Raw genomic sequence first — 14,253 nt, 5'->3', positions numbered from 1 at the left:
TTTAAAATGTAACCTGTATTATGGGGCAGGCACCTTGATGAAGGTGCCATCAGGAAAAAATGTTCTCCATATTCCATCTTCTGTAAAGAGCCTGCCTCCTTGTAAAACCACTACACGATTTAATGGAGCTGTAACAGGCGCATGTATATGCTCGGCTAGCTGAGCAGCAACACCTGTAACATCGCCACCAGTATAGCACGCTATTAATCTTATAGGCGTGCCTGGGACATGGCCGTTTGCTGTTAAATAATCACTTAATTCTTGGGCAGTCATAGGAGTTACATTGCTTATCCGAACAACATTATACTCCCCATGAACTAAAACTTGGTGAACACCTTGTTCTGGTAAAAGTCGGCCTTTATTGCGTATAGTAAGCGCATCTTCTCCTAGTACTGTTATAGCGCCTAGTTCACCCCCCACACTCATGAATTCGATACCAGGTATGGTCCCCCCAATTGGGCCTCGAAAAGCAGCCAATCTATTAAACTTGTATGATAAATGTAATAAATCGTCACTAATACCATGGGCTTCAGCTTCTCGTGTAGACCTGATATTAGCCTCAAAATAGCTCTTTCTTTGCTGAGCAAGCATTTGTTCTCTACCAGGAGCAGCAATAGCGTCACCTAATACACCCACAGCCCTGCCTAATATTCCTATTATAGAATGGCTCGAGGCCGTTACTAATCTCTGACCAACAGATGCCCAAGCTGCTGCTACATCAGCCTGAGTAGCCGATACTGAAACAGTGTTCAAGGCTACGGCTTCACCTCCATTAAATAGTCGGCTGAAAAAACCACCAATGCCACCTCCATCTAGTCCTCCTGTTGGGTCAATTCTTGAAATAGGGTTGTTGCCCATACCTACATAAGGCGAGCTATACTGCCCTTCCGGGTCGTAGCTGAGCCAGCGCCCAACTCGGCTGTTGTACATACGCAACTCAAAGCTATCAAAGCCCGTTAGGCTATCATGCTCAGCATACTGCCCTTGATAACCGTAGCGGTAGCGCTTGTTGCCCACGGTGTAACTCAAGCCCGGCAGGGGCGCTCCAAAGGTATACTGGTGCTGCTCCTGCACGATGAGGCCGCCGGTCTGCTCCACCCGCAGGTTATCAAAGTACACCGCTTCGCCCGTGCCCGAGGTGCCGGCCGTCACTTCGATGGTACCGTTCTGGGGCACGCGCACGGCAGTTTGCAAGTATTCCCACTGCCCCGTGCCGAGCAGGTAATCGACGCCGGCCAGGGGATGGCCTTGCGTATCCAGCATGGGGTTGCCTTGCGCATCCAGCACCCGGTATTTAATCCAGCCTTCCAGCGAAGTAGCTCCTAGGGTAGCTGGTTGCGTACTCTGGCCCAGGGTGAAGCCCAGCCCTACGGAGAGCAGCGAGAGCCAGTTCGGCGAGTTCGTGGGGTAGGTTGTTCCTTGGCCATCCGCCCCGCGCTGCGAGAGCGAATTGACCCCAGCCCCCGCGCCGGCTAGGATAAAGGGCGTGGCGCTGGTGCCCCCGGCGGCGGCATTCTGCTTCCATTGGCCCAGGGCGGAGAACGTAATGGTGTCGCCTCGGGTGACTGTCAGCACCCGCTTGAGCTCCTGGCCGGCAGGCTGCGAGTCCGTCAGGCGGGCCACAAAGTTTCCGCTCGGAGCGCCGCTCACGGCCACCCGGTAGAGGTCATCGTTCAGGAAGACAGCTTGAAGGGGTACCTGGTTCAGCTCCATCGTCTCCACCTGTACGGTGGTGGTAGGGCGATGGAAAATCACGCGCGCATTGCCCACCTGGTCAGTCAGCTCGTAGCGGTAGTCGTCGCTCCCGTTATCCAGGTGGGTCAGCGTGCCCAGCCGGCCGGAGCCGTACACGGGCACCTCCGTACGCAGCAGTGCCGCCACCGGGGTCGGCTGGGCATACACGGAGAGGATATTACCAGCCACATCACGCACGTAGTAGGTGGTCGAGGCAGCTGCCCCCCGGCCGGGTACACCGTCTGGCGCACACGGAAGCCACGGTCATCGTAGGCAAACGTGACCACCGGCTGCTGGTGGGCCAGGTCGAGGTACACACCCGTCGTTTTACCCGTCACATCGTAGGTGAAATAGCGCTGCCCCTGCTCGTCCCGCTGCCGGGTCATTTGGCCCAGCTCGTCGTAGTCATAATCCAACACCGTGCTGCCGCTGGAGCTGCCCGTGTGGACTTCCGCGAGTTGATTCGTATTGGGCTTGTAGGTGTAGCTGAAGTTATCGGTGACGGCCCCCACCTGATTGGTACGCCGCAGCGACTGCAGATTGCCGTTCGGGTCGTAGCGCAGGCCGCCCTCCTGAAAACTGTTGGTCGAGGCGCCATTCAACTGGTAGGCCTTATTGAGTAGTTGCCAGTTGCTATAAGTCGAGTTTTGGAGCTGGCTTTTCTCATCGTAGGTGTAGGCCAGGCGCTGAATATCGGCGCTGGCACCCGTCCGCCAACTGGCGCTACGGATAGTGCCGTCGAAGCGGTCAGCCACGCTGGTCCCGGGCAAGGAGGGGGCAGGAACGTCGAGGCTGCTACTACGGTAGTCGCCGCTGAAGTATTCCAGGGTGAGGGCAAACAGGTCTTTATACACCCCGTTGGTAGCGGGGGAATCCTGTCCCGGCTCGAGCGCCGCCGTAGCATGGTTAATACTTTTGAGGGTTCCCTGTAGGGTATACACGTAGTCCACGCCCTGCAGATTGCCCGCTACCTGCACCCGCTTCAGCGGGCCGTGCAGGTAGTAGCTGTACTGGGCCTGGAGGGTGCGGGTGAGCCCGTCCGTACCCGTGTAGACCGTCGTCAGGCGCTGGGCGGCGTCGTAGCTATAGTAGTGGTAGAAGCTATCGGACTGCTGCTTTTGATAGGCCACCTGCAACACGTTGCCGCTGAAATCATACTGGTAGTCGAGTGTTTTCACCCCGACCCCGACAATGTCCTGCACGACCCACGTCACGCGGCCCAGCTCGTCGTAGCTGTACCAGGTTGTGACGTTGTCGTTCTGCGTTTTGGCCACGGCGCCTACCACAAACTGCTGCTGACGGCCACCCAATTGACTATCCAACCCTTGGCTACCAACGCTGCCGTCAAAGGGCAGGTCATACCACACGCGGTTACGCTGGGCACAATTGGCCGCAGCCAGGCTATTGGTTGGCATCCGCTCTTCGAGCAGGGCCGGCTGCAGTACACTGGTGGCCGCCGGCGTTGCAGTGAGGTGGTTCTCAAAAACAGTGGCAGTGCCCGCGCCAGGGGTATACTCGCCCGACTCCACTACCCGGCCTATTTCATCGTAGTTGGAAAAGGAGAAGCGACCAGCTGGGCGTTGCAAGGCACTTTGCGAGAAGCGAATGCGCCCATCCTGGGCATAGACGTATTCCGAGCGGCCCTCGTCGTTGCTTTCCGTCGCCAGCAAGCGCCCACTCGTGTCGTAGGTAGTGCGGGTCAGAAACGTTACCCCGCCCGGGCTTGGCGGGCTGAGCTGCGGCGAAGGCGGATGAACCGTATTCCAGACCCGTACTTCGGCAATGGCCCCCTGAAAAAATTGACTTAATGCCGTACGTCCCCCTATTCGAAAGTCTGTCCCCGCGTAGGTCGCGTTTGGATCAATCGCCCCGCTGCCGGCATACGCCCCCCCTACCTGCTGGCCATTCAGATACGCCCGAATCTCGCCATTGTTGTAGGTAAGACTGATGCGTGACCACTGGTTGAGCGGCGCGCTAATTCCCGTGCTTACCCAATTCCAGCCAGGCACCGTGTTCTGGAACGCCCACTGGATGGAGCCATCCGGAAAGCGCGCCAGCTCGTACTCGTTTTCCTTATTGAGAATAATGCCATTGGCATTGCTGGTCGGATAAATCCAGGCCTCCATACTCATAGTAGTACTCATGCACACGGCTGGTGCGCTGGCAACCTGCACGTAGCTGGACTGGCCGTCAAAGAGCAGGCTGCCGCTGCTGCCGGGTGGCCCATCCGTACTCCAGGTGGGCTGGTTTTGCAGGGTTCCCGTTAGGTTATTGCCGGACCCGTCCGCTACCGAAGCTCCACTGCCCTCATTTAGGGGCCAGTACCCCACGGCTCCCTCCACGGGCTTCGGCGCTTTTTTCGTTTCGGCGGCCAGGCCGTTGGGGGCTACCGTGGCGACTACGCGCCCTGCGTCGTCGTAGTAGCTATAGCTCAGGTTACCGTAATGAAGTTCGTAATAGCACCACTGCGTCCCCGTAACGGAAACGAAGCGGTAAAAGCCGGGGTCGAGCGTAATATGTAGTTCCGGCTCGCTGCCGTCTAGTTTTCCCGCAATCCGGTAGCTAATGGTATCCTCGCTTATTAAATTCTGGACCAGGACCCGGCCCCCAGCCAGATAATTCTTGCCCATCGTGAATTTCACATCCTGCGCGCCCGCTGCCGGAATATGAATATCCTCGTAGGCCGGGGCGTTCGTATCGAAGCCATTGGTGGCCTCGGAGCTGATAAAGCCAAAGAAGGGCCGGGCCGGGTACTGGGGGCCGCTCAGGCAACTGACCAGCGCTTGCCCCTCTTTATTGCTCACAACGATACTCTCGCGGCCATCGGCGTTGACACTAACCGATTTCAGCGCCTGATATTCGAGGGTAGTCAGCGGGCTGCCCGGAATAAAATAGGGCCGCAGCGCGAGGTAGTCGTCGAACTCCTTGCGCACGAGAAAGTCACGGCCTTTTGCCTCGCGGCCCTTACCCATGTGCAGCTCGTCGCCCGGACTAGCGGCGCGCTTGGTGCCCCCGAGTGGTCCCTTGTAGGGCTCAACCAGGCTATAGGGATAGCTGGTAATGGGCGTGAGCGGTTCCTGACTGTTAAGCTGGCTGTAGTAGTAACCTAGCGTACCAGGGGCCGTGGCATCTACCGCCCTAGGCGTATTGGCAGGGGCGTCCTCAAAATGAGTCGGTCCGTAGGGCGTAGATTGTCCGTTGACGGTAGCCGTTACAAAGGTTTCCTGGTAGGCAAAGCTCTGATTGTTAATCGGGGCAGCCAGGGTTTGCAGCACGGGCTGGCCCCCCGTACTGTAGATGGTCTGCGCGGCAAACACCTGCTGCGTGGCGGCGTTACGGGCTTGCGCCTGGGTAGCGCGACCCAGGCCATCGGTAAACTGCTTGCTTTCGGCGACTACCTGGCCATTGCCGTCGAAGCTGCGCTCCAGCGTCCAGTTCCGATTCAAATCGTCACTGGGATTATCAGGGGGAAGATTCTGGGCAACCGACACATGCCAGGGCCGGGAGTATAGCGTCATTCCATATAGGCGGCTGTTTGTGACGGCACAGCGGTAATAGCCGGCATCGGTAGCCTGAGCGCTGCTGTTCGTGTACGTGGACCCGTTGTATCCAATGGGTTGCCAGGTACCGTCAATCAGCCGTTGCCACCTATAGTATGAATGGCGCCCCCCAACGCCAGAGGGCAAGCTGAAGGACTGCCCGATAGTAAATGTCAGCGTTTGCTCCTCAGCAGACAAAGTCTGGTGAGCGAATTCAAAATCACTTATAATATCGTCATTATAGCCATATGTGTATGGTTCCAGCCACTTAAAATCTAACTGATTATGGTCTACATAGAGCTCTAAGTATTCATTAACGCTTAAATCCGGCAGACTGGTAAATTGGTTGTAGCTCAGCTGTATGTGGTTTGTATTTACTAGTTTAGCCAATGCGACAGATAGGTCACCGCTGAGTTGGTTACGATCCAGGTTTAGCGTGTTCAACCGAGTTAGCTGCCCCCACTCAATTGGTACAGAACCGCTGAGTTGATTTCTACTGAGAGATAAAGTGTATAGTTGGGCTAGCTGTCCCCACTCGGCTGGCAACGAGCCGCTGAGTTGATTATTACTGAGATCAAGATAATTTAGGTGAGAGAATTGCCCCCATTCAGCTGGCAGCGAGCCGCTGAGTTGATTAGTATTAAGCGCTAGAACTTGCAACTGAGCGAACTGGCTCCACTCAGCCGGCAAGGAGCCGTTGAGTTGATTACTATTCAAGTCCAAATAGACCAAGTTGGAAAACTGGCTCCACTCGGGTGGCAGCAAACCGCTGAGTTGATTAACCGCGAGGTTCAGATAAGTCAATTGGGAGAACTGGTTCCATTCAGGCGGTAGCGATCCACTAAGCTGATTAGTACTCAGCTCAAGGTCTCGCAGAAGGGAAAGTTGCCCCCACTCTGCGGGCAGCGCGCCACTGAGCTGATTATTATTTAGCCACAGGTTTTGTAACTGGGAGAGCTGGCTCCAGGCTGCCGGCAGCGAGCCGTTGAGGTGATTCCCACTCAGTTCTAGCGATTGTAATTGGGAAAGCTGACCCCAGGCCGCTGGCAGGGAGCCACTGAGCTGGTTATTATAAACTATTAGATAGACTAATTGAGATAATTGGCTCCACTCGGCTGGCAGGGGGCCGCTGAGTAGATTATCATCCAGGTCTAAGTAGTACAGTTGGGAGAGCTGGGCCCACTCAGGTGGCAACGTGCCGCTGAGCTGATTATTACTCAGGTATAGATTTTGCAGTTGGGAAAACTGGCCCCACTCGGGGGGTAGCGTGCCAGTGAATTGATTAGCATTCAACTCTAGCCAGTACAGTTGGGAGAGCTGGGCCCACTCAGGTGGCAACGTGCCGCTGAGCTGATTATCGTTCAGTCCTAGAAATTGCAGCTGAGAGAGTTGACTCCACTCAGCCGGCAAAGAGCCGCTGAGTTGATTTCCACCTACCGTTAGATCTTGCAGCTGAGCGAGCTGGCTCCACTCAGCCGGTAGGGAGCCGCTGAGTTGATTCCCGTATAATAACAGGGTTTGCAACTGAGCGAACTGGCTCCACTCAGGTGGCAACGTGCCGCTGAGCTGATTATCGCTCAGTCCTAGAAATTGCAGCTGAGAGAGTTGACTCCACTCAGCCGGCAGGGAGCCGCTAAGTTGATTTCCACGCAGGTCCAGCTTTTGTAGCTGCGAGAGGCGTCCTAGTATGACACTAGGTAGAGCGCCCCTGAGATTGTTGTAGTATATTGATAATCCTGTAATATCTCCATTACTTACTGTAACACCATTCCATAATGCGGCATCAGCCAATGTATTCCCTTGTAGCCACCCGCCTTTATAATACCAAGCGTCACCACCTGTTGCATAATAGAATTGGCGCAACACATTTAGTTCGACGGAGTCAGCTACTAATCCCTCGCCTGTTGGGGCTGATTGGGCATGGGTCTTTACTGCTACAAGCACTATAAATGCTAGTATCGAAACCCGAATGATGCGCCATATGGATAGGCCACGCCATGTAGTGCGCAGGGAGAGCCGGAGGGAACAGCCGTAAAGAGAAGCCATGCACGTTACAAAGAATGGTATAATATATTACATTACATGGAATTATTTATATACATAAATTTTTCTATTATCTAGTGTGGGTGCCTGTTGAGGCTACTAGAACTGCCTCAATAGAAAAGTTAAGAGAAAAAGCGGTAATACGAAAGTTCTTTCTAAAAAAGGAATTGATAGATAAAGCTTCAGTTCATGCGAATAGTATAGCAGAATTATTTTAAACCAAAAGAATAGAGTGCGAAAATGACGACGAGTAGTATCAAGAGAGAATGGTGATGCAATTATACTTCAGAAAAGCTATCGGCAAGCATCTGCCAAAAAATAAAATGCTTGCACCTAGCTGATAAGGTTAGATACAGGAGGGGCTTAGTTGAAGTGGGCGGGGAGGTCAGCATCGCTTAGCCAACTCAATCATGAGCCATTACTACTTCTTCGCACGAGTCTTTATAAACGGTTACAAGTGCTTTGCCGAGCACTACACATCAGTCCAGTCAGCTGTTATCAGTGATTAGGCCAGGCAGACCGACCGGTGCCGGCTGGGAGCAAATGGCCGCTACCGCCTTTGTGCGACGTGCTCAGCGCTATAATACTCGCAGGGCTTACGCATCAAAAACCCTGCACTTCTTTTCTAGCTCGTGCGGGCACAGTTGACTCAAAAATCCGTAGGCTCTGACCGGTTATAAAATGACCTCACTGGCCGCAAACGCACTCGGCCAATTTTGATGCGTAAGCCCTGATGATACTCGACGCTTGCGGCCCGAAAGGTGCCCCTTCTTGAGCGGGCTAGTGCCCGAAACTATGCAGCGCAATTGGGCCATCTCAGGCTTTCTCTCCTCACCACTGGTGCGCTATTAACGCAAGCACATACTAGCCTGCGCCAGCAGCTGCAACGCCCGGGCGGCGTAGTCGCCCAGTTCCTCGTCGAGGAGGCGCTTAAACTCGTCCTGACACGCTGCCATGCTCCCAAGATGGGCGAAGGGGCGAGCCAAGTGTGGGACGAAAAAGCCAGCAGCCAACAGCTACTTATTCAAGCTTCATTATATTTGTAGCCTTACGGGTTCAGAAGGGCTCGATAAGTTACAAGCCCAAAAAGGCCGGAGTGATTAGCTCCGGCCTTTTTGTTATTGCACAGTTCGCCAGCTAAGTACTGCTCGCCAGGGCACTAGTTTCGCACTTTCGCACTTAGCAACTCCCACCCGACTGCTCCCACCACGGACCACCATGAGGCCCCGGTGCTAGCGCCTGTTAGGCACTTGCGAGCATTTTGAGCGTTGCCAAAAAATGGGCGAGATACAAGCAAGTCCGCTGTGGTACTGTCTCGGCGTCGGTGGGCCCACGGTGAGGGTGAGCAAAGACGGAACCGAAAATACTGTCTTTGCTCGCTGGAAAGTGAGGTGGTCTAGTAAAAACAGACGGGGAGAATTCTTCCCTTCCACTACCCATGACCGACCAGAAACCAGTTGACGGCCAGCGCGTCACCCGCAAGAAGTATACGCCAGCTCTCAAAGTTAAGTGCGTGCGCCAGCTGGCCGCTGAGGCGCGGCAAACGCACGCAGCCCGTGCCTAGAGCCTTCCACCCGCTCTACGCGGCCGCTGGCAGCGTCCCGCGGTAGCCGAGGCCGTACCTAGCAGCGCGGAACGTGACGAGATGAGGTGCAGGCGCGCCAAACTCAACCGCGTAGAACAAGCGCGCGGCAGTTTAAAAAGTCATGACTAGTGACCTGCTATGAGCGCAAGCTCTCCCACCCACCTTACTCATAACCTGTTATCAGTCCATTAAGCGAGTCGCTGCCGGGCCCGTGCGCTGTCGCGTGTTGGAGGTCAATTCCGCGGGCTACTAGCAGTGGTTAAGGCGGGCAGTTCGCCCGACGCCTAGTTGGGAGCCCACGGCCAGCGCCGCCTTTTCGCGCCACGCCCGGCGCTACAGGATCAGGCCGCCGCTTTCCTTGGTGCACTCTCCGTTTTTACTGGACCACCTCAGTTTTAGTTGCTAAAGCTATGGACAAGGTCCGACAAGAAAGACCTATAGAGCCCTATTATCCTAAAAATAAAAAGGAATATTTACACAAAATTCAGTGCTAGCACTGAATTGTCGAGTGGTTAAAAGGAGTATATTTGCTTAGTATTATTTGGCGTAGCGATATGCAATTTATGCATATGTCAGTACAAGCGGCCCTGTGATATAGTATGAAAAATCCACTATTTGATAAAAGTTGCTTAGCCCTACTGTTGGCAAGCATGCTTCCACTTTCACTTTTCGCTCAAAGTACAAGTAAGTGGCTAAGAGTTCAATCAAATCTAGAGCAAAATTTCGCGGGAAAAAAGATAAAGCTTAATGGCAGCTATTTGTCAATACAGATTCAGCAGGCTCGGATTTACAATAAATCTGATTGGTACACAACTTTAGTTGGCCGCAATAGGCAAGCATTTATCGCCGCTGAAGTGACGGCTAATTATCCAGGGGCAGTGAACTTTACTGACCGCCGTTCTAGTGATGCTACCAATATTAAGAAGTCTAAACAGCCTGTTGACATTGGTTGGGGGCATAATATTATTGAATTCATTCCTACCTCTTTTACAAAGCTGAATCTTAAGGTCACTTTAAATTCAACTGCAAAAGATGGAGTGGATGATGTTATCAAGGTTGCATCAGCGGTTTCACAAAGCGCGCCGCCGCTGACTATTGCCCAAAGTACTTTAGGTGTAATAACCGGAGCCAAACAAATTCTTGACCAAGTTTTTAATAAGAGCCTAGCTCAAACATATTTAACAAGCGACTACGATTTGTCGCCGTTATCTATATTCTCTGAGCAACCAGGATACTATGTAAGCTTTGGAGCTGACGTAGCAACTCAATACCAGCAGTACACCAATGATCCCTCTAAATTATCATGGGATGGACAAAACTTAAAGTTCAACAATAATTTTATTAACGATGCAACTTATTTTGTAATCTTAATAGAATCTCGTGACGAATACTTTGAGAAAAAAGATTTTAGTATTTTGTCCTCAAACCAGACTCCTTGGGCTTCGCTATATCAAGATTCTTTCAACTGTATATCTCAAGTTATATCTAAGCCCACATACGATACTCAATTGGCGAATATTAGAAATAATTTGTTAAATGCAAAGGTTTTTTTAGATAAGGACAATGGGTACTTACAATCTGAAAAAATCGAAATTAATGATGCTCTCAAAGCTATCGTTCAAACCTCTCTTGACAAGCGAGTAAAAGACCTGGGATTGACTCTATCTCCAGTTACCCCACCTGTTATCTTACCAGCTGCTAGTACTACAGTGTTGAATGACTCATCTCCAGTCATTAAGGACTTATCTCCAATTATTACTGAGCGCCCATCAATCTTGATTGATAAAACAATTATTTTACCAAGATGACCACTTCGCACATTAGGCATAAGTAAGGGTGAGGCGGTCTAGCTGAAACAGACAAAGAGAAGGCTTTATTTTCCTGCTCAAAACCGAGAAGACGGCCCTCTCTTTTACAGTTTGCGGCCCGGCAGTACATGCCTCAGTGAATTATCCAGCCGGGGACCCGTGAGGGGACCCAGTAGTCCTTTCAGGTAGTCAAAACTAGTTTCCAATAGATATCGGACTCTTCAGGCCATATTTCCGAGCTATTTTCTCGATACTCCTACCCTATCCTAGATACATCTAGACCCTAATTTCTGGCCCCCTACGGACTACCAACTATGGCCTTCCTGCTATCAGGAAGGCCATTTTCGTTTCTCGGGGGACCCGTGAGGGGACCCTCGGGTCGGATTCAAAGTTCGAGTGAACAGTTTGAGGGGTATTGGAGAGCTGGGGAGCAGGGTGAGGAAAGTGTGTCGTGAGGACGTTGCATAATACTATGCTGAATGTGAACGAAATAATCTTGCAGAGGATACTCAGTATATTGAAGCAAGTTTAGCCCTTGAGTCAATCAGCTACCAGTCCATCATGGGGAGACATTATACCAGCTAGGCGCGTCGGTAGCGAACAAAAAATACTTATATGCAGGTGTTGTTAGCCTGACAACTCCTCCGATAATGCTTGGGGCGAGGCCTGCTGGCGCACGTTAACAACCTTACGACGTTGCCTTTGCCAGCCTGCAGGAAGCCTGCCTAGAAGAGGCCTGCTACCTCGACACCAGCTTCAAGCTCGACCGTCGCCATTCCGCCCCGGCCTACTGCTTACGGCAGCAGTTTAAATTGACCTACTAGAGCGGTTTCGCGCTCAGTGTACAACCTGGATGTAGCGTGGATTCTGCGAATCCGCGCGTGGGCTGTTCGAGTACCATTCACGCGCGGATTCGCAGAATCCACGCTACACATACACTGTCTCCGAAACAGCTCTAAATCACATACCTTAGTTAGCTGTCCGTTTTTTTACTGCACCAGCTTGACCTAAAAATACAGTATAAACACGTGTTGCAAGGGCTGAAAAGCCAGTATACTTTTGAGGGTATCTCGTACATTCATCCATAGACAACATGGTTTCACTCAATAGCTTATCACTCGACGGCAAGTACCTGATTCCACTCGCTGAAAACCAGCCACTGGTGTTGTTAGGTAATACTCAGACTCCCCTGATTTCAGGGTCTTTGCAACAGGTTCCCCTGGCGGGGGGAGGCGTGGCGCTGCGTTGGTTGCGCCATAACTACTACCTCAGGGCCGATACTTCAGGGGAGTTGCGGGGGAAGTCGGTGTCCGAAATAGAGTTACTAGACGCCGGTCGAAACCAAGCCTATGCCTTTTTCCTGGAGCCAAAGGGTAATAATCTCTACCGGCTTAAAAATCGCGACGGCCGCGTTCTGGGTGAGCCAAATGGCTTACGCATCAGCGGGCAGGCATTGAGCGAATCCACCAGCTTGCTGCTGACAGAATTTACGGTAGATTTCTCCCAAGTACACAGTGCCTGTGGCTTAGACCATAGACCCCACTCCCGGCGGCCTCAGTGGGATAAGGACACGCATGCTGATGTAGTAGGCTGGGCGTTTGAGGTATTTGGTGCGCTGACCAACCACCCCGAAGCCAAACGGCTACATGACTTGTTTGGCGGCTATGCCGAGGAGAGCAAGCGCAACGACCTCATGAAGAGGCTGCTGGCTGGCTTGGAAGAGGCCGATACCAAGCCGGAGTACTCCGGCGTTCTGGCAGGCACCCTCATATTCTACAAGCACTTCTACAACCCCGAAACCAAAGTTAATTACCTAGGAGAGCTAAACTGGTTTCTCAAAGCCGTATTCGAATTGCTCACCGACCGGAACGTAAATGAGTTGAGCAAGCAAACTGCTTACTCAGAGGCCTTACGCTATGCTCAGGAAGCGGCCACACTTTTTGCACGCTACCCCGACGACCACCAGCAGCACCTGGAGGCCGCTTACAAACTGGGGCTTGCCCTGCATTATGTATCTGACCTGAGCCAACCGATGCACGCGGGCAACATGATTAATCTGCCTATTGTGTACCACGCAGGGTATTCGCCACCCGACTGGCGCCACGCTAATTTTGAATTATGCGCTGAAAAGCAGGAGGTACGGGACCATTACCTGATTCAGCAAGGGCAGGCGAGTTGGGATACGGTTAACCCGGACAACCAAGAGTTCGCAGCCCCTGACATGAGTAGCTTACTTGATAAGCTGGCGCGCAAGTCCTTAAGCATTTATAGGGAAACCCTTAAGCCTATTATGGACCAAGTGGTGGACCGTAACCTGACTCATTGGGTAAAAGACCATCCTTTCGACGAGGCGACCGTAGCTCCTATCTTGCGCCAGGCGTTGCCGCTGGGCCAGCGAGCCTCCGCTGCTTTTCTTCTGCTCTGGAGCCGGCTGGGTGCAGGCTTGGTGTGGTCCCCGAAACACGACTTGCCCTGCCACAGCGGCTGGGCCCCCGATTTCTTCCGGCATGGCTCAAAAACTTGGGCCGTCATCGCTGACCAGGATGCCCACGATACCCGCTACTACAGCCTCGACGGCGGACACAACTTTGTGCGGGGCGGCACCAACTGCTTCGAGTCGCCCAGCGTAGCCAGCAACGGGCAAGAACTGGTAGTGGCGTGGCACGCGCATAGTAGCATGAGCCTGTGGACAGGCTATGCCCGCTGCACAGAACTGGATGCTAACACCAACTGGGAGCACATCAACTTGAGTGATGCGCGCATTAAGGATTACACCAGCCCCAAAGTTATTTACTTTAATAATCAGTTCTGGATGATCTGGGCCGACTATGGCCATTGCCTGCACGCCGAGGGCGACTCGGACGGTATCTGGTGCGCCTCGTTCGACACAGGGCGCCGCGCGTGGAACACCCCGCGGAAAATACCTGGCATTTCCACTACCCATACCCCAGCCCTGACTATCCAGGGCAACCAGCTGTGGATGGCTTGGACTGGGCTGCATAGTGCCGAGGGAATTTTCTGGGCTACTACCACTGACTTAGAAGTATGGTCAGTGCAACAGCAAACCGTGTTTGTGACGGGTAGCGGGCCAGGACTAGGCTGCCTCCAGAGCTATCCTTACCTGTTCTGGCGTGCCCCCAATAACGAAGTTCACTACTCCGTTTATGACTACAAAACCAGTAAATGGTCCTTCCCTCCGGCACCGGTGGTGACAACGAACGTATCCTCCCACCAGGACATACGCACAGCGACCATTGGCACCGAGTTGCTAGTCGGGTGGAACGATGCGTGGTGGCCGCACTACCTAACTCTTCATGACAGCTACCAGGACCAACCGACCTAGGACTAGGACAGCGGTGCTCAGGCAAAAATAGACATGGCGAAAGTAAGGTAGTTGGGTATAAACGAACATCGAGCTAAGGTAGGTTGAAAAGGTAGTAGAATTCGATTTCGAGCGGGATACAGTAACCCAGGTCGGAGTGTGGTCGCTGGGTGTTGTAATAATGGTCCAGGTTCTCTGAGTTGGTCTGGCTGAATCGGACAG

5 protein-coding genes and 1 pseudogene are annotated in these 14,253 nt (G+C 52.9%); 3 read left to right on the top strand and 3 right to left on the bottom strand.

Going from position 1 to position 14,253, the window contains the following annotated elements; genetic code table 11:
* Positions 1–18 precede the first annotated feature (18 nt).
* The 3 genes and pseudogenes from F6X24_RS10520 to F6X24_RS19465 all read right to left on the bottom strand — a co-directional run.
* Positions 19–1,923 (bottom strand): RHS repeat-associated core domain-containing protein, encoded by a 1,905-nt coding sequence (locus F6X24_RS10520; RefSeq protein WP_151087956.1) that lies wholly within the window; start codon positions 1,921–1,923, stop codon positions 19–21.
* Complete coding sequence (locus F6X24_RS19130; protein WP_229725024.1) at positions 1,821–5,252, bottom strand: LamG-like jellyroll fold domain-containing protein; 3,432 nt, start codon at positions 5,250–5,252, stop codon at positions 1,821–1,823. The genes F6X24_RS10520 and F6X24_RS19130 overlap by 103 nt, the downstream gene beginning before the upstream one ends.
* Positions 5,253–5,816: 564 nt before the next feature.
* A pseudogene (locus tag F6X24_RS19465) lies at positions 5,817–7,319 on the bottom strand (hypothetical protein); the annotation flags it as partial.
* Positions 7,320–8,754: 1,435 nt separating this feature from the next.
* Between F6X24_RS19465 and F6X24_RS19285 the strand changes: the two are divergent.
* The 3 genes from F6X24_RS19285 to F6X24_RS10505 all read left to right on the top strand — a co-directional run bounded on the left by F6X24_RS19285 (position 8,755) and on the right by F6X24_RS10505 (position 14,052).
* The gene (locus tag F6X24_RS19285; RefSeq protein ID WP_262714495.1) at positions 8,755–8,880 is read left to right on the top strand and encodes a hypothetical protein; all 126 of its coding nucleotides are present in this window, start codon (positions 8,755–8,757) and stop codon (positions 8,878–8,880) included.
* Between the two features lie 620 nt (positions 8,881–9,500).
* Complete coding sequence (locus F6X24_RS10510; RefSeq protein ID WP_151087954.1) at positions 9,501–10,709, top strand: hypothetical protein; 1,209 nt, start codon at positions 9,501–9,503, stop codon at positions 10,707–10,709.
* 1,093 nt (positions 10,710–11,802) lie between these two features.
* Positions 11,803–14,052 (top strand): phospholipase C/P1 nuclease family protein, encoded by a 2,250-nt coding sequence (locus F6X24_RS10505; protein WP_151087953.1) that lies wholly within the window; start codon positions 11,803–11,805, stop codon positions 14,050–14,052.
* Positions 14,053–14,253 lie beyond the last annotated feature (201 nt).

It is taken from the genome of Hymenobacter baengnokdamensis, assembly GCF_008728635.1.
Lineage (GTDB): Bacteria > Bacteroidota > Bacteroidia > Cytophagales > Hymenobacteraceae > Hymenobacter > Hymenobacter baengnokdamensis.
Note: the sequence above shows the minus strand (reverse complement) of the source record. Positions and strands in the feature narration are given on the sequence as shown.

Bases quoted from the DNA above. Each gene is read 5' to 3' on its own strand.
- F6X24_RS19285 (WP_262714495.1), top strand. From the start codon at position 8,755: ATGACCGACCAGAAACCAGTTGACGGCCAGCGCGTCACCCGCAAGAAG.
- F6X24_RS10510 (WP_151087954.1), top strand. From the start codon at position 9,501: ATGAAAAATCCACTATTTGATAAAAGTTGCTTAGCCCTACTGTTGGCA.
- F6X24_RS19130 (WP_229725024.1), bottom strand. From the start codon at position 5,252: ATGACGCTATACTCCCGGCCCTGGCATGTGTCGGTTGCCCAGAATCTT.
- F6X24_RS10505 (WP_151087953.1), top strand. From the start codon at position 11,803: ATGGTTTCACTCAATAGCTTATCACTCGACGGCAAGTACCTGATTCCA.